The 19,134-nt window shown below is 67.6% G+C and carries 19 protein-coding genes; 7 read left to right on the forward strand and 12 right to left on the reverse strand.

Annotated elements, in window-relative coordinates; translation table 11 throughout:
• Positions 1 to 57 precede the first annotated feature (57 nt).
• Positions 58 to 669: a TetR/AcrR family transcriptional regulator gene (locus ABUE31_RS11575; RefSeq protein ID WP_367723755.1), complete on the forward strand. Its 612-nt coding sequence runs from the start codon at positions 58 to 60 to the stop codon at positions 667 to 669.
• 78 nt (positions 670 to 747) lie between these two features.
• Here the strand turns inward: ABUE31_RS11575 and ABUE31_RS11580 are convergent, their stop codons facing one another.
• Complete coding sequence (locus ABUE31_RS11580; RefSeq protein ID WP_367723756.1) at positions 748 to 1,422, reverse strand: winged helix-turn-helix transcriptional regulator; 675 nt, start codon at positions 1,420 to 1,422, stop codon at positions 748 to 750.
• Between the two features lie 69 nt (positions 1,423 to 1,491).
• On the opposite strand from ABUE31_RS11580, the gene ABUE31_RS11585 reads away from it, so the two are divergent.
• Positions 1,492 to 1,899, forward strand: a complete 408-nt coding sequence (locus tag ABUE31_RS11585) for a VOC family protein (RefSeq protein ID WP_367723757.1) — start codon at positions 1,492 to 1,494, stop codon at positions 1,897 to 1,899.
• A 78-nt stretch (positions 1,900 to 1,977) separates the two neighbouring features.
• Here ABUE31_RS11585 and ABUE31_RS11590 read toward each other — a convergent pair whose 3' ends face one another.
• The 8 genes from ABUE31_RS11590 to ABUE31_RS11625 all read right to left on the reverse strand — a co-directional run bounded on the left by ABUE31_RS11590 (position 1,978) and on the right by ABUE31_RS11625 (position 10,986).
• The gene (locus tag ABUE31_RS11590) at positions 1,978 to 2,271 is read right to left on the reverse strand and encodes an HlyU family transcriptional regulator (protein ID WP_367723760.1); all 294 of its coding nucleotides are present in this window, start codon (positions 2,269 to 2,271) and stop codon (positions 1,978 to 1,980) included.
• A gap of 64 nt (positions 2,272 to 2,335) precedes the next feature.
• On the reverse strand, positions 2,336 to 2,761 hold the full coding sequence (locus tag ABUE31_RS11595) for a secondary thiamine-phosphate synthase enzyme YjbQ (RefSeq protein ID WP_367723761.1): 426 nt from the start codon (positions 2,759 to 2,761) through the stop codon (positions 2,336 to 2,338).
• On the reverse strand, positions 2,761 to 3,372 hold the full coding sequence (locus tag ABUE31_RS11600) for a LysE family translocator (RefSeq protein ID WP_367723762.1): 612 nt from the start codon (positions 3,370 to 3,372) through the stop codon (positions 2,761 to 2,763). Before ABUE31_RS11600 ends, ABUE31_RS11595 begins: the two co-directional genes overlap by 1 nt.
• Positions 3,373 to 3,456: 84 nt before the next feature.
• Positions 3,457 to 4,326 carry a hypothetical protein gene (locus ABUE31_RS11605; RefSeq protein ID WP_367723763.1) on the reverse strand — a complete coding sequence of 290 codons (870 nt, stop codon included), beginning with the start codon at positions 4,324 to 4,326 and terminating at the stop codon, positions 3,457 to 3,459.
• Positions 4,327 to 4,567: 241 nt separating this feature from the next.
• Positions 4,568 to 6,604 (reverse strand): RNA polymerase sigma factor RpoD, encoded by a 2,037-nt coding sequence (gene rpoD / locus ABUE31_RS11610; RefSeq protein WP_367723764.1) that lies wholly within the window; start codon positions 6,602 to 6,604, stop codon positions 4,568 to 4,570.
• Positions 6,605 to 6,911: 307 nt separating this feature from the next.
• The gene (dnaG, locus tag ABUE31_RS11615; protein WP_367723765.1) at positions 6,912 to 8,864 is read right to left on the reverse strand and encodes a DNA primase; all 1,953 of its coding nucleotides are present in this window, start codon (positions 8,862 to 8,864) and stop codon (positions 6,912 to 6,914) included.
• 108 nt (positions 8,865 to 8,972) lie between these two features.
• Positions 8,973 to 10,466, reverse strand: coding sequence for a ComEC/Rec2 family competence protein (locus ABUE31_RS11620; RefSeq protein ID WP_367723766.1), 1,494 nt, complete (start codon positions 10,464 to 10,466; stop codon positions 8,973 to 8,975).
• A gap of 160 nt (positions 10,467 to 10,626) precedes the next feature.
• Positions 10,627 to 10,986 carry an RcnB family protein gene (locus tag ABUE31_RS11625; RefSeq protein ID WP_367723767.1) on the reverse strand — a complete coding sequence of 120 codons (360 nt, stop codon included), beginning with the start codon at positions 10,984 to 10,986 and terminating at the stop codon, positions 10,627 to 10,629.
• 347 nt (positions 10,987 to 11,333) lie between these two features.
• Here ABUE31_RS11625 and ABUE31_RS11630 point away from each other — a divergent pair, with 347 nt between their 5' ends.
• The 3 genes from ABUE31_RS11630 to ABUE31_RS11640 all read left to right on the forward strand — a co-directional run bounded on the left by ABUE31_RS11630 (position 11,334) and on the right by ABUE31_RS11640 (position 14,681).
• On the forward strand, positions 11,334 to 12,995 hold the full coding sequence (locus ABUE31_RS11630; protein WP_367723768.1) for a Na/Pi cotransporter family protein: 1,662 nt from the start codon (positions 11,334 to 11,336) through the stop codon (positions 12,993 to 12,995).
• A gap of 166 nt (positions 12,996 to 13,161) precedes the next feature.
• On the forward strand, positions 13,162 to 13,305 hold the full coding sequence (locus ABUE31_RS11635) for a hypothetical protein (RefSeq protein WP_367723769.1): 144 nt from the start codon (positions 13,162 to 13,164) through the stop codon (positions 13,303 to 13,305).
• A 188-nt stretch (positions 13,306 to 13,493) separates the two neighbouring features.
• Positions 13,494 to 14,681: an MFS transporter gene (locus tag ABUE31_RS11640; protein WP_367723770.1), complete on the forward strand. Its 1,188-nt coding sequence runs from the start codon at positions 13,494 to 13,496 to the stop codon at positions 14,679 to 14,681.
• Positions 14,682 to 14,701: 20 nt separating this feature from the next.
• Here the strand turns inward: ABUE31_RS11640 and ABUE31_RS11645 are convergent, their stop codons facing one another.
• The 3 genes from ABUE31_RS11645 to ABUE31_RS11655 form a co-directional block, all read right to left on the reverse strand.
• Positions 14,702 to 15,538, reverse strand: coding sequence for an aldo/keto reductase (locus tag ABUE31_RS11645; protein WP_367723771.1), 837 nt, complete (start codon positions 15,536 to 15,538; stop codon positions 14,702 to 14,704).
• A gap of 66 nt (positions 15,539 to 15,604) precedes the next feature.
• On the reverse strand, positions 15,605 to 16,036 hold the full coding sequence (locus tag ABUE31_RS11650; RefSeq protein ID WP_367724160.1) for a YqaA family protein: 432 nt from the start codon (positions 16,034 to 16,036) through the stop codon (positions 15,605 to 15,607).
• A gap of 27 nt (positions 16,037 to 16,063) precedes the next feature.
• The gene (locus tag ABUE31_RS11655) at positions 16,064 to 16,513 is read right to left on the reverse strand and encodes a GatB/YqeY domain-containing protein (protein WP_367723772.1); all 450 of its coding nucleotides are present in this window, start codon (positions 16,511 to 16,513) and stop codon (positions 16,064 to 16,066) included.
• 256 nt (positions 16,514 to 16,769) lie between these two features.
• Between ABUE31_RS11655 and carA the strand changes: the two genes are divergently transcribed.
• Positions 16,770 to 17,993, forward strand: coding sequence for a glutamine-hydrolyzing carbamoyl-phosphate synthase small subunit (gene carA, locus ABUE31_RS11660; RefSeq protein WP_367723773.1), 1,224 nt, complete (start codon positions 16,770 to 16,772; stop codon positions 17,991 to 17,993).
• Positions 17,994 to 18,133: 140 nt separating this feature from the next.
• Positions 18,134 to 19,129, forward strand: a complete 996-nt coding sequence (locus ABUE31_RS11665; protein WP_367723774.1) for an SH3 domain-containing protein — start codon at positions 18,134 to 18,136, stop codon at positions 19,127 to 19,129.
• Positions 19,130 to 19,134: the final 5 nt, after the last annotated feature.

A 19,134-nucleotide genomic window follows, 5' to 3' on the forward strand; every position in this document is an offset into this window, starting at 1 on the left:
CTTCTCGATTAACATACAATCTGCATGTATCTGTGAATTAACATACAGGCTGCATGTATGCAAGAACGAAAAGAACGCCGCTCCAACCGCGACCGCACCGACGCCACGCGACGCCACCTGATCGCGGCGGCGCGCCGCCTCTTCACGGAAAAGTCCTATGCGGAGACCAGCACGCCCGAGATCGTCGCCGCGGCCGGGGTGACGCGCGGCGCGCTCTACCACCACTTCGCCGACAAGCAGGCGCTGTTCCGGGCGGTGATCGAACAGGAGGCCGCCGATGTCGGCGCCGAGATCGAGGCGTCGACGCCGGCCGGCGCGCCCGATCCCCGCGCCGCCCTGATCGCCGGCTCCGACGCCTACTTCCTGGCGATGCGCGTTCCCGGCCGGACGCGGCTGCTGCTGCTCGACGGGCCGGCGGTGCTCGGGCGCACGGTCCTCGACGACATCGACGGCAGGAACGCCAACCGCACGCTGCGCGATGCCCTCGCCGCCATGATGCAGTCCGGAGCCATCAAATCGCTGCCCGTCGCCGCGCTCGCCGAAATCCTCGGCGCGGCCTTCGACCGGGCAGCGCTCGCCATCGAGGCCGGCGCGCCGGTCGGCGACTATCGCCAGGCGATTGTCGCGCTGATCGACGGACTTGGCCCGCATCCGGGCTCCGGCTCCTGAATCAGGAAACGGCGGCAAGCGCCTGCCGGCGTTGACTTTTCGATGCTCGCGATTCTGCCTGGCGGCGACGGTGACTTGCTAGCAGGCGAGCGGCGGCAGCGAGACCATGCCGCGGAACCGGTCGACCGCCGTCCGGTCCCCCGAGATCGTCACCCTGCCCTCGCCGAGGGGATCGCCGGCCGCCAGCCCGTAGACGAAGCCGGCGATCTCGCCCGGCTCTCCGGCAATCACCGCATCGGCCGCGCCACTGCCGCCGCGCTCGATCGCGATGCGGCCGTTCGATACCTGGAGCGTGAAGCGGTCGCGCGGCGTCTCGAGGCCGAGCGTCAGCTGCGTGCCGATGGCGCGTTCCGGCAGGAACATCGCGCGGAACGACAGCGCCATGCCGACCGCGCTCAGCGGCAGGTCCGGGTCCTGCAGCGGCGAGCGCGCGCCCCAGCGGCCGAGCGCCAGGATCACCGGTTCGGCGTCGAGCCCCCACTCCGTGAGTTCGTAGATCTGCGCCGGGGCCGGCGGCGGCAGCTTGCGCCGGCGCACGACGCCCGCCTGCTCCAGCCCCTCGAGCCGCTGCGTCAGCACGTTGGCGCTGACGCCGGGCAGGCTTTCGCGCAAATCGGAAAAGCGCCTGGGGCCAAGCATCAGTTCGCGCATGACCAGAAGCGCCCAGCGCTCGCCGATCAGGTCCAGCGCATGGGCCGTCCCGCAGGCGTCCTCATAGCTGCGTCTCGTCTTAGTTATTTTTTCTAACTTCATTGTTGCAATTTATAACTTGCGATGGCAGGTATCTCAAGGCTCGGGAAACAAACTATTCTGGAGGAAGCAATGAAAGTCGTGGCAAACATCGATTTCGGCGGCGATTGCCGGGAAGCGTTCACGGAGTATGCGCGCATCCTCGGCGGCATGATCCGCGCCATGTTCAGCCATCGCGACATGCCTGGCGTCGCGGACGACGTGCCGGAGGATCACAAGGACCGCATCCTCCACGCCTGGATCGACATCGGCGACCAGGCCCTGATGGGCCAGGACATGCAGCAGTTCTCCGGCCGCAAAGGCATGAGCGTAACGGTCGCTGCCGGTACGCTGGAGGAAGCGCGCCGCATCTTCGACGAACTCGCCAAGGGCGGCGCGGCCGGCATCCCGTTCGGACCGCAGCCATGGTCGAAGGGCTTCGGGATGGTGACGGACAGGTTCGGCGTGACCTGGGTCATCGACACCGCAAGCGAGTCGTGACGAGCCTGCCCGCCGCGCCTGGCAGCGGCCGCGCGCGGCGGCGGCCGTTTGCCGGACCTGGTCCGGCAACCACGCGCGTCAGGAGGAACCGAACATCCGTTCGCCCTGCTCGTCGACGAGCTGCTGGCCTTTCCTGAGCGACACCTCCACCGCATCGTCGAGTCCGGCGAAGCGGTCCGCGCGCACGAAGCGGTGTTCCTTCATCACGCCGTCGATCTCCTTCGAGACCACGCCGCAGGTCTGGTACTGGCCGTCGTTCTTGTAGGGCATGGCCACGATCGTGAAGCCCTTGTGCTCGATCTGCTTGGCGGCCTTGCCGGCGGCCTCCTCGGTTGAGCCGCCGCCGCCGAAAAGACGCTTGAGAAATGACATCGCGTTTCCGCCCTCTTGTTTTGCGTTGAAGGTAATGGCTGCGGCCGCCCCCGTCGAGGCCGCTTCAGTCGCTCAGGTGCAGCACGACCTCGCGGCGGTGCGGCGCATCCCTGTGCTCGAACAGGTAGTGCCCCTGCCAGGCCCCGAGCGCCAGCCTGCCGGCGGTCACCGGGATGGACAGCGACGTCGCCGTCAGCGCCGACTTGATGTGCGCGGGCATGTCGTCGGGTCCTTCCAGGCGATGCACCAGATAGCGCATCGATGGATCGTCCGCCGGCGGCGCGAGGCGTCGGAAGAAGGCGTCGAGATCGCGACGCACGTCGGGGTCGGCATTTTCCTGGATCAGCAGCGAGCAGGAGGTGTGGCGCACGAATGCGGTCAGCAGCCCGATGTCGGCCGCCGCCTCGCGCACGAAGGCCGCAGCATCCGCGGTGAATTCGTAGAGCCCCTGCCCTCTGGTCGGGACGACCAGTCGCGCCTGGGCGGACATCAGCGCTCGGTCAGCGCCAGCCTCGCACCGAGCGCGACGAACGCCGCGGCGAAGCTGCGCCGCATCCACGCCATCACCACGGGGCTGCCGACCACGCGGTCGCGCATGGCGGCTGCGAAGACGCCGTAGATCGCGAAAACGATGAAGGTCGCCGCCATGAACACGCCGGAGAGTTCCAGCATCCGGGCCAGCGGGCTCGGGTCGCCCGGCGTGATGAACTGCGGCAGGAAGGCGACGAAGAAGATCGACAGCTTCGGGTTCAGGATGTTCACCAGCACGCCGTCGGTGACGATCCTGAGCGAAGAGCGCTGGTCGGCGCCCGCCTCGACCTTCAGCACGCCGTTGGCGCGAAGCGTCTGCCAGGCCATGTAGAGCAGGTAGGCGACGCCGGCATATTTCACGATCTCGAAGGCGAGCGCGCTGGCATGCAGCAGTGCCGCCAGGCCGGTCAGCGCCGCGACCAGGTGCGGCACGATGCCGAGCGTGCACGCAAACGCCGCGAGCACGCTCGCCCGCGCGCCGCGCGACAGCCCGGCGGCCAGCGTGTAGACGACGCCGGTTCCGGGCGACGCGACGATGATCAGGGTGGTCAGGAAAAACTCGATGCTCATCTGGCGAAAGAGCCACCGCTCCCGCGCCTGTGTCAAGCCGCGACGAACGGACGGCGGCATTGCGCGCTGTGGTCTCTTTTCTGCTTAGTGCTGGACCAATTGCTCCAGCGCGATGGCGGCCTGGCTTTCCGGCCGCGACACGTGCAGTTCGGCGAGATACCAGCCCTCCCGTTCCGCCTGCTCAGGCGCCACGCCGCGCCTGCTCAGGTTTTCCAGCACGTGGTCCTGCTCTTCGGTCGACACGAAACGGCGCTGCGGAAAAAACGTCCCGTCGAGCCGCTCGGTCACGTATCCGCGCTCGGCCAGCATATCTTCGATCGGCTGGTAGTCGAACATGCGCAGCACGAAATTGGCCATCCAGGCCTGCCCGTCGCGGCTGGCATCGACGAGTTGTTCGAGCGAGGTCTCGGTGACGTAGCCGACACAGCCGGTCGAGATGATCATGTCTGCACCCCCGATTGCCTGGAGGTCGGCCTCGGTCGGCTTCCGGCGCTCCAGGTTTGTCGACACGCCGGCATCCAGAATGCCGGCATCGACCGCGTAGGCGATGGCGTTCTGCGCGGCATCGACGCCGACCACGGACAGCGCCTCGTCCGCCCCTGAAAACAGCACGCGGTCGCGGGCGAGAAGCGCCCTCTGGTCGTCCGGCGCGTCCGCGCTGTAGAGTTGGTAGAGGTCGTCGAGCGACATGTCATGCTTGAGCAAGGCTGCGTTCACCCCATAGGAGCAGCCGACGTCCACGATTTTGGCGTCCGCGCTGTCGCTAGCCGCGCGCCTGGCTTCGAGGAGCCGTTTGAAGAAGGGTTTCGCCAGTTCCGGCACGCGGTAGCCGAGCTTGGACAGGGTCGAAAAATAGTCCCTCGGATCCGGCTTGTTGTAGACGTGGTCGAGGCTGAGCTTGCCAGTGCGGTCGAAGGTCGGCGCGTGCGGGCTCGAAGGGGGCGAGGTGTCCATCGTTCGGCATTCTCCAGGAATAAAATAGGGGATTCGCGCGCCACGGCGCGAAAGCGGAACTCCATGTGAGTTGGATGCCGCAGCATACGCCGCAGCTTCGGGTGAATAAACCCCGAATGTCGCATTTTGCCGTTTCGTGTCGCAATCAGGAGATGGAGGCGCACCACTCGGCGGCCCGCGCGCAACAAAAAAGGCCGGGCGTGAACCCGGCCTTCTTCAAAAAAAAATCGTCCTTGCGCACTCAGCTGTCGAGGAAGCTTCTCAGCTTCCTGGAGCGGCTCGGGTGCTTCAGCTTGCGCAGCGCCTTCGCCTCGATCTGGCGGATACGCTCGCGCGTCACCGAGAACTGCTGGCCGACCTCCTCGAGCGTATGGTCGGTGTTCATGCCGATGCCGAAGCGCATTCTGAGCACGCGCTCCTCGCGCGGGGTGAGCGAGGCGAGCACGCGCGTGGTCGTCTCGCGCAGGTTGGCCTGGATCGCCGCATCGATCGGCAGGATCGCCATCTTGTCCTCGATGAAATCGCCGAGGTGCGAATCCTCCTCGTCGCCGACAGGCGTTTCGAGCGAGATCGGTTCCTTGGCGATCTTCAGCACCTTGCGCACCTTTTCGAGCGGCATGGCGAGCTTTTCGGCCAGTTCCTCCGGCGTCGGCTCGCGGCCGATCTCGTGCAGCATCTGGCGCGAGGTGCGGACGATCTTGTTGATCGTCTCGATCATGTGCACCGGGATGCGGATGGTGCGCGCCTGGTCGGCGATCGAGCGGGTAATCGCCTGCCGGATCCACCATGTCGCGTAGGTCGAGAACTTGTAGCCGCGGCGGTACTCGAACTTGTCGACCGCCTTCATCAGGCCGATGTTGCCTTCCTGAATCAGATCAAGGAACTGCAGGCCGCGGTTCGTGTACTTCTTCGCGATGGAGATGACGAGGCGCAGGTTGGCCTCGACCATTTCCTTCTTGGCGATCGCCGCCTCGCGCTCGCCCTTCTGCACCTGGTTGACGATCCGGCGGAACTCGAGGATCGAGATCGCCGTCTCGGTGGCGAGGCTCTGGATCTCGGAACGGATCGACTTGATCGTCTCCTTCTCGTTCTTGGTGAACTCCTTCCAGCCCTTGGCCGAAAGGTTGGAGATCGACTTGATCCAGTTGGGGTCGAGCTCGGAGCCCTGGTAGTGCTCCAGGAAGGCGTCGCGCTTGACGCCGTAGCTCTCGGCCAGGCGCAAGAGCTTGCCCTCGTTCTGAACCAGCCGCTTGTTGATGTCGTAGAGCTGCTCGACAAGCGACTCGATGCGCGCCTGGTTGAGCGACAGCGACTTGACCGCCTTGATCAGGCTGTCCTTCAGCTCCTTGTAGCGGCGCTCCTGGCTGGGCGACAGCGTGCCCGACGCGGCCAGCCGGTTCTCGACCTGCTGGTCCTGCAGCTTGCGCAGCTTCTTGTAGGTGTCGGCGATGACGTCGAGCGTCTCCATTACCTGCGGGCGCAGCTCGGCTTCCATCGCCGCCAGCGACAGGTTGGCCTCGTCCTCGTCGTCCTCTTCGTCTTCCATGCCGCGCGTGTCGCCGCCGACATTGGTGATGTCGTCGTCCTCGCGCGAACCCCGGCCGCGACCCTTTTCCTCCTGCGCGGGCTTGGCGTCCTCGTCCGGGCGCGCAACCACGGGCGCCTGCTTGGCCTCGGGGCCGGCATAGGTCGCCTCGAGATCGATGATCTCGCGCATCAGGATCTTGGCTTCGTTGAGCTCGTCGCGCCAGATGATGATGGCCTGGAAGGTCAGCGGGCTTTCGCAGAGGCCCGCGATCATCGTCTCGCGGCCGGCCTCGATGCGCTTGGCGATGGCGATTTCGCCCTCGCGCGACAGCAGTTCGACCGACCCCATCTCGCGCAGGTACATGCGCACCGGGTCGTCGGTACGGTCGGTCGGTTCCTTCTTGGTGGTGGTCGCCGCGACCGCCGTGCCGGTCTGCTCGGCAAGTTCGTTGGCGTCCTCTTCGGCGTCGGCGGCGGCCGGCTCGCCTTCGCCGTCATCGGCGTTCTCGTCGTCCTCGACGACGTTGATGCCCATGTCGGAGAGCATCGACATGGTGTCCTCGATCTGCTCGGAGGTCACCTCCTCCGAGGGCAGCACCGAGTTCAGTTCGTCCATCGTCACGTAGCCGCGCTTCTTGGCGGCCTTGATCATCTTCTTGACGGCATCATCGGAAAGGTCGAGAAGCGGTCCGTCGGTAGCGCCCTCGCGCTCGGTTTCCGCCTCTTCCTTTTCCTTGGTCTTGGTGGCCATTCTGTCAGCTTCTCCAAAAGGTCCGATCCGTTCGTCGGTCAGAACGGATATACCCCGACGCACTCGCCAAACCCGGGCTCTCGAGCCGTTACCGTGCGTATCCTAAGTACCGATTAACTCTGTCAGATGGGGCGGGCACCCACGCTCGTCCACCCAGCCGGCAAACAAATCCCGCATACAGTCCAGGGCGCGGCCTTCCACAGGTTAACGTTTCGATTCGACCTGATTCCGGCATTCTCGCCGAAGGTCAAGCGCCTGTCGCATGATTCGCGTTAAAAAAGCGAATCAAATGCCAGAGGTCGATGCCTCAAACGCCGCGCCCCGCCCTTCCGGACGGAATGCCGAACCCTTCGATCAACGCTTCGGTGGCCTGGACGTCGCGGAACTGCGCCTGGATTTCGACCAGATGACGGTAGTTTTCGTCGGTTGGTTCCGTTGCGAGCGCCATCTCGGCCGCCTTCAGCTCCTTATGTAGAGTGCCGGCGCTGCGGTGCAAGTGCAGCGCCTGGGCGAAGGCTTCCCTGGCGTCGTCGACGGCGGCGTCCTCAAGCACCGGCCACAGCCGCGCCTTGCGGATCAGGCCGACCGCCCGCTCCCAGATGTCCGTCTGGCCCGCCGCGGCGATGCGCTCCAGCACCTCGCTGCGCTCGTTGGCCGCATCGTGCGCCATCGCGTCGAGGATCGTCGCGTGCAGGCGGCGCAGGTCCGGATGCGACAGTTCGAGGAACTCGGCGTGCTCGAAATTCTCGTCGATCAGCTGGGGATGGTTGACCAGCGCCACGACGATCGCCGCTTCCCTGAGCGACATCACGCCGCCGGCCCGCTTGACCAGCGCCGAGCGCGCCAGGCTTTCGGACACCGCGAAGCGGCTGGCGCCGGCGCCCGGCCGGGCAAACTGGCCGCCCTGCCCCTGCTGGCCCTGGGCGCCGGGGCCGCGCCGCTCCCATTCGCCGGCGCGCAGCGGTTTCGGCTTGGTGCGGCCGAAGAAGGTCTGCACCCGCTCGCGCATCTCCTGGGCGTAGTGGAAGCGCACGTTCTCGTCGCGGATGCGCGCCGTCAGCTCGCGCAGCGTCTTTTCCAGTTCCGCCTTGCGTTCGGGCGTGTCGAACACGCCGCCCGAGGTCTCGCGCAGCCACAGCATGTCGGCGAGCGGCCGTGCATCGGCAAGAACCTGGCGGAAGGCGTCGGCTCCTTCCGACTTCACGAGGTCGTCGGGGTCCTTGCCTTCCGGAAGCAGCGCGAAGCGGGCCGTTTTCCCCGGCTGTATCCCCGGCAGCAGCAGGTCGGCGGCGCGCCAGGCCGCCTTCAGCCCGGCTGCGTCGCCGTCGAAGCACAGCACCGGCTCCGGCGACATGCGCCAAAGGAGCTCGAGCTGGTTCTCGGTCAGCGCCGTGCCGAGCGGCGCCACCGCGTTCTCGAAACCCGCCTGCGCCAGCGCGATGACGTCCATGTAGCCTTCGACGGCGATCACCGCGCCGCCGCGCGCGACCGCCTTGCGGGCGCGGGCATAGTTGTAGAGCACGTTGCCCTTGTGGAAGAGCTCGGTCTCCGGGGAGTTCATGTACTTGGCGAGCGCATCGGGCGACAGCGCGCGCCCGCCGAAGGCGATGATGCGGCCGCGCGCATCAGGGATCGGAAACATGATGCGGTCGCGGAAATAGTCGTAGGAAACCGGGATGTCGCTGCCGTGGCGCACCAGCCCACAGGCCTCGATCTGCGCCTTCTCGACGCCCCTCGACGCCAGGTGCTCCTTCAGCGCATTGCGGCTTTCGGGCGCATAGCCGAGCCGGAACGCCTGCTGCGTGGCAAGGGTCAGGCCGCGGTCGCGCAGATAGGCCCGCGCGCGGGCGCCGGCGGCCGACTGCAACTGGTCCTGGAAGAACGCCGTCGCCATTTCCATGACGTCGATCAGGCTGGTGCGCTCCCGCTCGCGCGCCTCCGCCCGCTCGTCGCGCGCCGGCATGGGCACGCCGGCCAGCCCCGCGATGCGCTCCACCGCCTCTGGAAAGCTCACTCCCTCCAACTCGGTCAGGAAGCGGAAGTGATCGCCCGAGACGCCGCAGCCGAAGCAATGATAGCGGCCCTTCTTGTCCTCGCAGTGGAAGGACGGCGTCTTTTCGCCATGGAACGGGCAGCAGCCCCAGTAGTCGCCGCGCGAGGCGTTCGTCTTCTTCCTGTCCCATGCGACGCGCTGCCCGATCACCGATGATATCGGCACGCGGTCGCGGATCTCGTCGAGAAAGGCATTGTCGAAGCGCATCGGCGGAAGGGTCTCTTTGCGCCCATATAAGCACGGGCGGCCGCCGGCACGACTCCTATCGTGCACCTTGCCCGGTTTTCACAGGCGACCGTCCGCCCGGCGCTTCCGTCAGAATCGCGCGAGGATCGTCTTGATCTGCCAGCTTCCGTCACCCTCGTTCATGGTTGCGCTCATGATCCGGCGGCCGTCGGTGCGCACGTTCACCAGCCCGTAGATTTGCCCGGCGACGACGTAGGTCTGGCCGAGGCGCCGCCGTTTCGATTCGGGATTGAGCGCGCCGGGCTTGGTTTCCCGGAAGTGGATGGTGCTGGCCTCGAAGGCATCGCCGTCGAGCGTCGCGGTCGCGCCGGCCGGCCCGCTGACCACCTTGTAGGGATCGCCAAGGCTGACGCTGCGCGCCAGTTCGGTCGAATAGACCAGCGGCGTCAGGATCTCGTCGTCCTTCACCGTCAGGTATCCGGTGACGCCGCTCGCCCCGACGATCGCCGGCCGCGGATGGTCGTGACCTTCCCCGTCGCCGGAAGAGATCACCGTGATGGCGGGTTTCATCGCAGCCAGGAACTCGAACGACACGTCCTCGCTACCGTGATGGCAGGACTTGGCGACGTCCGAGAGGAACGCCGTTTCCCGACCGCTGTAGGCCTCGAGCAGGACGCGCTGGCTGTTCTTGTTGAGGTCGCCGGTCAACAGCACGCGCGATCCCCCGTAATCGACTCGCAGCAGGACGCTGTGACCGTTGGTGTTCTTGCTGGTGCTGGTGTCGAGCTTGCGCAGACCGGGACCGGCCGGCGTCGGCGATTCGACCGGGGCGAGGACGGCGATCGACACCGGCCCGGCGGCGAAGCCGGGCAGCGCGCCCGACATCTGGCTGAGCCTGGTGAACGGCGTAGGGTCGCCGGCCGCCGTTCTTGCAGCCGTCGCTGCCTGGATGAATTTTCGCCACTGTCCCTGCAGCGCCTTCGGCGACGCTCCGGAGAGGCCGGCCACGGCCGACGCCCTGTCGCCGAGCAGTTCGACGAAGTAGGACGAACTGCCGACCCGTTCCGTGTCGCCGAGCACGCGCCTTCCGCCCGCGTCCTTCCACCAGGAAAGTCCGGCATGAAAGAACTGCTCGACCGTGATGCCCGTGCAGTCGAGTTCCCTCTGCTCCGCCGTCGCCACGTCCAGCAGATCAGTCAGGCCGCCATAGTGGTCCTCGTCGTTGTGCGAGCAGATCATTGCGTCGAGCGCGATCGTGTCGCTCGCATAGTCCTCGAAGAACTTCCAGTCGACGAAGTCGGCGGCGCTCTTGCCGGTGTTCTGCTTCAGGCGCGGATATCCCCCGTCGATCAGGATGTGCCGGCGGTCGGGCGTCACGATGAGGATGCCGTCGCCCTGGCCGACGTCGATGAAGTAGAATTCCAGCAGCGCCTGCCCGCCGAGTGCGGCCGTGTCGACGAACCCTGTCCGGGCGCGGCTGCGCGCCCTCACCTCGGTCATCGCGCCCGACACGCCGAGCACCTCGACGCGATCGCCCCACAGAAGATCGCGGATGCGTTTTTCTTTAGCCGGAGATGTATAGACGGTCGCGGTGTCGGAGGACACGAAATCGAAATTTGCCATTTTACTCCCCTCTTTCTCTGCCGTTGCTGGAACGACCTATGGTAATGCCCGGTCAACTTCTCGCCTAGGCTCCTTGTGTTGCGGCGATGTGGCAGAGCGTCTGCGCAAAAAAAAGGCGGCCCTTGCGGGCCGCCAGGTGGAGGCAGACGTTGTCCGGGGGTCAGTACTGGCTGGCGATGATGCCGCCGATGATGCCCGAGGCGATCGAGATCAGCAGGAAGTCGTTGTCGACCCGCACCCACTGCTGGCCGTAGCCGGGCCGGCGCAGCCCGTGCCGGTGATAGTCGCGCACCACATGATTGCGCTGCCACTCCGGAACCCGGTTGCCGCGTTCCCAGCGGTGCTTCTTCACCGCGTGACGCCCGTCGTAGCCATAGCGCCTGCTTGAGTCGTAGCCGGGCTTCTTTTTCCAGTACTGCTGCTCGTAGCGCTGCGGTTCGTGCCGCGGACCGGCCTGCGCCTGGGCGACGGGAAGCGCGAGCATGGAAAGTGCCACGGCGGAAAGGACGAGACGTTTCATGGCGGATGTTCCTTGTTGTCGATGACCAAGGACTATCGCCGCCCACATGAACCGCAACTGAACGCCATGTTACATTTCCGTAATGATTTCAGCCCCTTGAAACCTCCGATTTACGTCCGAATTCAAACTCTCCCCGGTGGCTGGGGGCCGAAGCGCCCACGCTCCGGATGGTCGGAGGCCCCGCTTCGATGTTCGTCGCGCGCCCCGTTCCCCGACCAAGAACGGCCTAGCGAAAAGCCCACAAACTTGTTATCCGGCTAAAATAGTCAGATGATTGCAATGGCCCCTACCCTCATGCCTTTTCCCACCGGTTTTCACCCCCGGACCGCTTTGCGGCGGCCAGCCCCATGAGCGGCTCCCTTGTCCTGCTGCACCTTGCCGGCGCCGTGGCGCTGCTGCTGTTTGCGACACGGCAGGTGCGAACCGGAGTCGAGCGGGCCTATGGCGACGTGCTGCGCCTCAAGCTGCGGTCCATCCTCAAGAACCCGCTTCTCGCCGTGGGCGCCGGCGCGGCGCTTGCCATCTGCCTGCAGAGCGCCACGGCCGTCGCGCTGATCGTCGGTTCCTTCGCGGGCTCGGGCATCGTCGGAGGCACCGCTGGCCTGCTTGCCGTACTGGGCGCGGACGTCGGCTCCTCGCTGGTGGTCAAGCTGCTCAGTTTCGACCTCGAGGTCCTGACACCGATCTGCCTCGTCGCGGGCACCGTCCTGTTCATGGCCACGTCGCGGCGCGACCTGCTGCAGCTCGGCCGCATTTTGATCGGCATCGGCCTGCTGATCCTGTCGCTCAGGCTGATCGGCGAAGCGTCAGAGCCGCTGCGCGAAAGCAGCATCCTGCCCGTCGTCGTCAACTACCTCAGCGGCGACCCGGTCACCGCCTTCCTGATCGCCGCGATCATGACCTGGCTGTTCCACTCCAGCGTCGCCGCCATCCTGCTGGTCGTGGCGCTGGCCGCGCGCGGGCTGGTGCCGGCCGAACTCGGCGTGGTGCTGGTGCTCGGCGCCAACATCGGCGGCGGCATCATCGCCGTGGTGCTGTCGCGCGCCGCCCCGCGCAAGGCGCGCACGGTGCCGCTCGGCAACCTCATCATGCGCGGCGCCGGTGCGCTGCTGGCGCTCACAGCCTTCATCCTGGTCGACCCGCCCCTCGACCTGCTCGGCGCGACCGTCCCCGAGCAGCTGGTCAACGCCCACATCGCCTTCAACCTGGCGCTCGTCGCCCTCGGCATGCCGCTCGCAGGTCTCGTCTACAGGCTTGCCGAGCGGCTGACCGAGATCAACGCGCCGGCCAGCGAGGACGACCTCGCCACCGCCGAAATCTCGGCCCTTTCGGAAGCGGCGCTCGACAGCCCGGCCCAGGCGCTTGCCAACGCGACCCGCGAGGTGGTGCGCGTATGCGAGACGGTCGAGGTCATGCTCGCCAACATCATGGAGCTCTACGCGCAAGCCGATGCCGACAAGATCAAGGCGCTCGCCGCCCTCGACGACCGCGTCGACCGCAAGCATGCCGCGATCAAGCTCTACCTCGCAAAGGTCACCAGCCGCTCCCTGACCGAGCAGGAGGCGCTGCGGTGCCAGGAACTGATCGGCGCCTGCGTCAAGCTGGAGCAGGTCGGCGACATCATCGTGCGCAACATGCTGGTGCATGTCGCAAAGAAGATGGAGCGCGGGCTTGAATTCACGCCGGAGGGCTGGCGCGAACTGACCGGCTTCCACGCCTCGGTCCTGGCCAATGCGAGCCTGGCGTTCAACGTGCTGGTCTCGCGCGATCCGGCGACCGCCCGCCAACTGGTGGAGGAAAAGGACCGGCTGCGCGACGTCGAGAAGATCGCGAGCAGGAGCCATTTTGCCAGGCTGCGCGAGGGAACGGTGAAGAGCCTCGAAACCAGCACCATCCACCTCGACACCATCCGCGACCTCAAGCAGATCAACTCGCTGCTGGCCTCGATCGCCTATCCGGTCCTCGAGGAGCATGGGCTGCTGAAGGGATCCCGCCTGGCGGCCGGCTGACCGACCGCCCGCGCCGGCAACGCGCAAGCCGCGCGCGGCACTTCCCATCATCGGACTGCCGGTTCCCGGCAACGTTTCGGCCGCGGCCATCGGCGGCGCGTTCCCTTTCGGCTTGTAAAGTGGCATTTCATCTGCCACTTTTCGGAGCGGCGATGGAGGAATGGTCATGAGCCGGAGCAAAGAACCCGTCATCCTTTCGGGCGACCAGGCGAGCGGCCGGGATTCGCACGGCAGCAGCCTTGTCCCGATGCTGGTCGCCGGACTGCTGCTGATCGCGGTCGGGTCGGTGGTGGTGATGACCTTCGTCTAGGATCGCCGGGCGGCCGCGCAGGGCAATCCAGCGCGGGCGGCGCCATCGCGGGGCGCGCCAATCGCCGGCCGGGCCCGTCGCCACGGCAGCGCCATCCAGAAAATCTGAAGCCACGTCGACAAAATCTCGGTTGCGGGGCCGCGCCTGTTCGTGGTTAGTCGCCGCTCCCGCAAACCGTGGCCGCCCGCATGCCGCTTCCGCTCATCGCCCTGTTCATCGCCGCCTTCGCCTTCGGCACGACCGAGTTCGTCATCGCCGGCGTGCTGCCCGAAGTGGCCGCCGGCCTCGGCGTCTCGATTCCCAATGCGGGCTACCTCGTCTCCGGCTACGCGGCCGGCATCGCGGTCGGCGGGCCGCTTCTCACCATCGCGACGGCCAGGCTTTCGCGCAAGGCGCTGCTCATCGGGCTGACCGTCGCCTTCACGGTGGGACAGGCGGCCTGCGCGCTCGCGCCCGACTTCTTCTCGATGCTCTTGCTGCGCATCGCCATCGCGGTCGCGCACGGAACCTATTTCGGCGTCGCCATGGTGGTCGCTGTCGGCCTGGTGCGGCCGGACCAGCGCGGCATGGCGGTCGCGCTCATCCTCGCCGGCCTCACCGTGTCGGGCATCATCGGCGTGCCGATCGGCACCGCGATCGGCAACGGCTTCGGCTGGCGCGCCACCTTCTGGGCGATGTTCGGGCTCGGCATCGTGGCGATCGCGGCGATGGCCATGCTGCTGCCGCGCGGCAACGGCGGCGCGGCCCCGCCCGCAGGCCTGCGCAAGGAGGTGCGGGTGCTCGGCCGCCAGCAGGTCTGGACCTGCCTCATCATGATGCTCATGCTGATGCTCTGCCAGTTCGTGCCCTACACCTACATCGCGCCGCTGCTGCAGGAGGTGACCGGCCTCGACGCCGGCATGGTGCCCTGGGTGCTGCTGCTCAACGGGCTCGGCGCCACCGCCGGCGTGTTCATCGGCGGCAGGCTCGCCGGTTGGCGGCTGATGCCCTCGCTGATCGCCCTGCTGGCCTTGCAGGCCGTCGTGCTGGCCGTGATCTATGCCGTCAGCCCCTATCCGCTGCCGATGATCGTCGCGCTGACGGTCTGGGGCGGCATCAACTTCGCCGTCGGCACGCCGATCCAGACGCGCATCCTCGCCTGGACGGCCGACGCGCCCAACCTGGCCTCCGCGCTCATCCCGGCCGGGTTCAACGTCGGCATCGCGATTGCCGCGTCGGTCGGCGCGACGATGCTTTCGGCCGGCCTGCCCTACCGCAGCCTGCCGCTGGTCGGCGTCGTGTCGATGGCCGTGGCGACGCTTGTCGCCATCGCCTCCTACGCCTGGGAAAAGCGCAGCGGCCAGGTCCCGCCGCTGGTATCGGCCGCCGCTGCATAGGCCTGCGAACGGCCCGCGCCTCAGATCATCGGCAGGCCCTTCGGCCGGCCGAGCGGAAACGCCTTGTCGATCCGCTCGATGTCCGCGTCGGAGAGCGCGAGGTCGCCGGCGCCGGCATTGTCGGCCGCATGCTGCGCCTTCGACGCCTTGGGGATGGCGAAGACGGCGGGGCGCCGCGTCAGGAAGGCGAGCGCGACCTGACGCGGCGTCGCGCCATGGCGATCGGCGATCTCCTGAAGCGCCCGCCCGCCAGCCGACGACGGGCCTGGAAAGTCGCCCTGGCCGAACGGACTGTAGGCGACCACGGCGACGCCGTGCCGCTCGCACCAAGGGATCACCGCGTGTTCGATCGCGCGCTCCTGCACATGGTAGAGCACCTGGTTGCAGGCGATCCTGCCCGCGCCGGCCACCGCCAGCGCCTCGTCGAGATCGTCGGCGTCGAAATTGCTGACGCCCCACGACAGGATCTTGCCGGCCGCCTGCAGGTCCTCGAAGGCGCGGAACGTCTCCTCCAGCGGCACGCGGCCGCGCCAGTGCAGCAGGTAGCAGTCGAGCCGGTCGGTCTTCAGCCGCGCCAGCGAGCGCTCGCAGGCCGCCATCGTGCCGGCGCGGGAGGCGTTGCTTGGCAGCACCTTGGAGACGAGGAACACCGCGTCCCGCCGCCCCTCGATCGCCCTGGCGACAAGCGGTTCGGCCTCGCCGTACATCTCCGCCGTGTCGATGTGCGACATGTCGAGGTCGAGTCCGCGCCGCAGCGCCTCGATGGCGCCGGCGTCGTTGCGGCCGTCCATCTGCCAGGTGCCCTGCCCGATGACGGAGACCCGCGCATCGTGGTTCCCGAAAATTCGTGTCTGCATGCGCCGTCACCCGGTTTCAATGTTGCGTCGCCGCCAGCAAACCACGCCCGCCGCGCCGACGCCACCTCAGCCGAACAGGCCCGCGGTCGCCAGGGCCAGCACGACGTAGCGGCCGGTCTTGGCGATCGCGACCAGCATGAGGAAGCTCCAGAACGGCTCCCTGAGCGCACCGGCGGCGACGGTGAGCGCATCGCCGCCGATCGGGGCCCAGGACAGGAGCAGGCTCCAGCGCCCCCATTTGCCGTACCACCGCGTGGCCCGCTCGAGCGCCGCGCCGGAAACCGGGAACCACGCCCGGTCGCGCTGGCTCTCGACGGCGCGCCCCAGCAGCCAGTTGACGACGGCGCCCAGCGTGTTTCCGAGACTGGCCACGGCGATCAGCAGCAGCACCGGGTAGCCGGCGAGCTGCATGCCGACAAGCGCCGCCTCCGACTGCGCCGGAAGGATGGTCGCCGCGACGAAGGCGATGGCGAACAGGCCGCCCAGCGCCAGCACCATGTCCATCGGCGGCAGTCCGCGGCGCGGTTAGGTCAGCAGGTCCTTGACCCAGCCGCTCGCCTTGCCGAAATCCATGCTGCCGGCATGTTTCGCCTTCAGTTCGGCCATGACCTTGCCCATGTCGCGCGGCCCGGCCGCACCGGTGTCGCGAATCGCCTGGGCGATCGCCGCCTTGGCTTCGGCCTCGTCCATCTGCCTGGGCAGGAATTCGGAGATGATCGCGATTTCTGCGTTCTCGGCCGCCGCCAGTTCGGGGCGGTTGCCCTGCTCGAAGGCTTTTGCCGATTCCTGGCGCTGCTTCACCATCTTGGTCAGGATCTGCAGCACTTCGTCCTCGCCGGCCGGCTCCTTGCCGGCGCCGCGATTGGCGATGTCGCGGTCCTGGATCGCCGCATTGACCATCCTGAGCGTCGAGGCGCGCAGCCTGTCGCCGCTCTTCAGGGCCGTCTTCAGCGCCGTCGTGATCGTCTCGCGCATCGCAAATCTCCTTCGGCAGGGCTGGCGGGAACCTGTCCCGCGGGCCGCCCGGCAGCACTGCCACGCAAGCATCGCGAATGCAACGCACCCGCCCCGCGCAGCCGCGCATCCTCCATTGACGCCCGCGCCCCGTTCCCCTATTGACCGGGCCTTGCACGACCAAGAATTGGACTTGCGCGGGGGCGGAACGCCGGCCCGCGCCTTTGTCGCACCGATTGTCCGGGACGCAGCCCGCCGCCTCGCGAGGAGAGCAGCCATGACCACGACCGCCCCAGGGGCCGAACACGCCACCGCGCCCTGGTCCACCGAAAAGCCGACTGCGCTGCTCGTCCTCGCCGACGGCACGGTCATCGAGGGTCGCGGGCTCGGCGCGACCGGAAGCGCGGTCGCCGAGGTCTGCTTCAACACGGCGCTGACCGGCTACCAGGAAATCCTCACCGATCCGTCCTACGCCGGCCAGATCGTGACCTTCACCTTCCCGCACATCGGCAACATCGGCGCCAATGACGAGGACCAGGAAGACCTGACGCCCGCCGCCCGCCACGGCGCGGTCGGCGCGGTGTTCAAGGCCGACGTCACCAGCCCCTCCAACTACCGCGCGGCCAGCGATCTGGACGAGTGGCTGAAGCGGCGCGGCGTCATCGCCATGTCGGGCATCGACACCCGCGCGCTGACCGCGCTGATCCGCGAGAAGGGCATGCCGAACGCGGTCATCGCCCACGAGCCGGACGGCATCTTCGACGTCGCCGGCATGAAGGCGCGCGCCGCCGCCTGGCACGGTCTCGTCGACCTCGACCTCGCCAGGGAGGTCACGTCGGGCCAGTCGTCGGTCTGGCGCGAGACGCCGTGGGTCTGGAACGAAGGCTATGGCGAGCAGGACGCGCCCTCGATGCATGTCGTCGCCATCGACTACGGCGTGAAGCGCAACATCCTGCGGCTGCTCGCCGGCCTCGGCGCCAAGGTGACGGTCGTGCCGGCCGAAACGCCGGCGGCCGATATCCTGGCCATGCAGCCGGACGGCATCTTCCTCTCCAACGGGCCGGGCGACCCGGCCGCGACCGGCCGCTACGCGGTGCCGGTCATCCAGGACCTGATCAAGACCGACATTCCCGTCTTCGGCATCTGCCTCGGCCACCAGATGCTGGCGCTGGCGCTCGGCGGCAGGACCGAGAAGATGCACCAGGGCCATCACGGCGCGAACCATCCCGTCAAGGACCACACCACCGGCAAGGTCGAGATCGTCTCGATGAACCACGGCTTCGCGGTCGACGCGGAGTCGCTGCCCGAGGGCGTCGAGGAGACCCATGTGTCGCTGTTCGACGGCTCCAACTGCGGCATCGCGCTGACCGGCCGGCCGGTCTTTTCGGTGCAGCATCACCCCGAGGCGTCGCCGGGGCCGCAGGATTCCCACTATCTCTTCCGCCGCTTCGCCAATCTCATCCGCGAACGGCGCGGCGAACCGGCGCTGGCGGAACGCTGAGCGAATTCTCCGCGCCCTTCCCGGCCTCGCGTCAGGAGCCGCGGGAGCCGCCTGACGTTTTGGCGGTTCTTGACCCAGCGCCGCCACAATTCTAAACAATGAATGAACGCGCGGGTGGGGGCTTGCGTGGAGAGTTCGTTGTGAAAATTCCCCTGAGGATCGGCGCATCCGCCGCGCCGAGGAGCCGTTTTCCGATCGTTTCCGTCCGGCCTGACGCCGGCAAGGCCCGGCGCGTCGCCAGCCTTTCGGCCGCCGCTGCGGTCGTCGTCGGCGTCGGCGCGGCCAGCGCGATCTTCGTCGATTATCTTGCAGACCGTGCGCTTGCGCGCGCAGCCGACGGACCGGTGACCGTCAGGCCGGTTGTCGCAAAAGCCTCCGTCGAGCCGGCGACCGCTGCAACCGCCGTCGTTGCGCAAGCGCCGGCCGGCGAACAGCCCGTCGCGGTTCCCATAGACGCACCCCTGCCCGATCCCGAAGCGGTCGCAAAGGTCGCTGCAACGGTCGGCCCGGAGCACGCGATCGAGCTCCCCACCGACGACCCGACCGCCAGCCCGATCGTCGTGATGGATGACGCCGACGATGCGCTTCCCGTCGAGATGGCGGCGCTGTCCGAGGACGGCGAAGGGGCCGACGACACGTTGACTGCGGCCATACCCGCCGACGAGGCGGAACCGGCGATCATTCCGAAGAAGAAGGCCAAGGCCGCCGCAACCGAGACCCGCCCCGCGCGGACCGAGGTCGCGTCGCTGCCGGGCGTCGACATCGGCGGCCTGGCCGGCCATCCCGCCGACGACGGCGACGCTTCCGCCAGCTCGGTTCGCACCGTCGTGAAGACGCCGAAGGCCGCCGCCGGCGCGCCCGCCGGTTCCGCGCGGATCACCTCGGCCGTCAACATGCGTTCGGCGCCGCGCAAGGGAGCCGGCGTGCTTGCGGTCGTGCCCGCCGGCGCGACGGTCGGTTTGATCTCCTGCGACGGCTGGTGCCAGATCGCCTATGGCGGACGTCAGGGCTGGGTCTACAAGAGCTTCCTGTCGACGGCCGGCGTCAAGCCGCGCAAGCAGAAGAGCGCCGAAACCGCCGACGCCGCGGCGCCGCCCCAGCCGGCGCGCGTCGCGCAGTCGCCCAGGCTGAACTGACCGGC

Origin of the sequence: Mesorhizobium marinum, assembly GCF_040813675.1 — a bacterium.
Taxonomy (GTDB): domain Bacteria; phylum Pseudomonadota; class Alphaproteobacteria; order Rhizobiales; family Rhizobiaceae; genus Mesorhizobium_K; species Mesorhizobium_K marinum.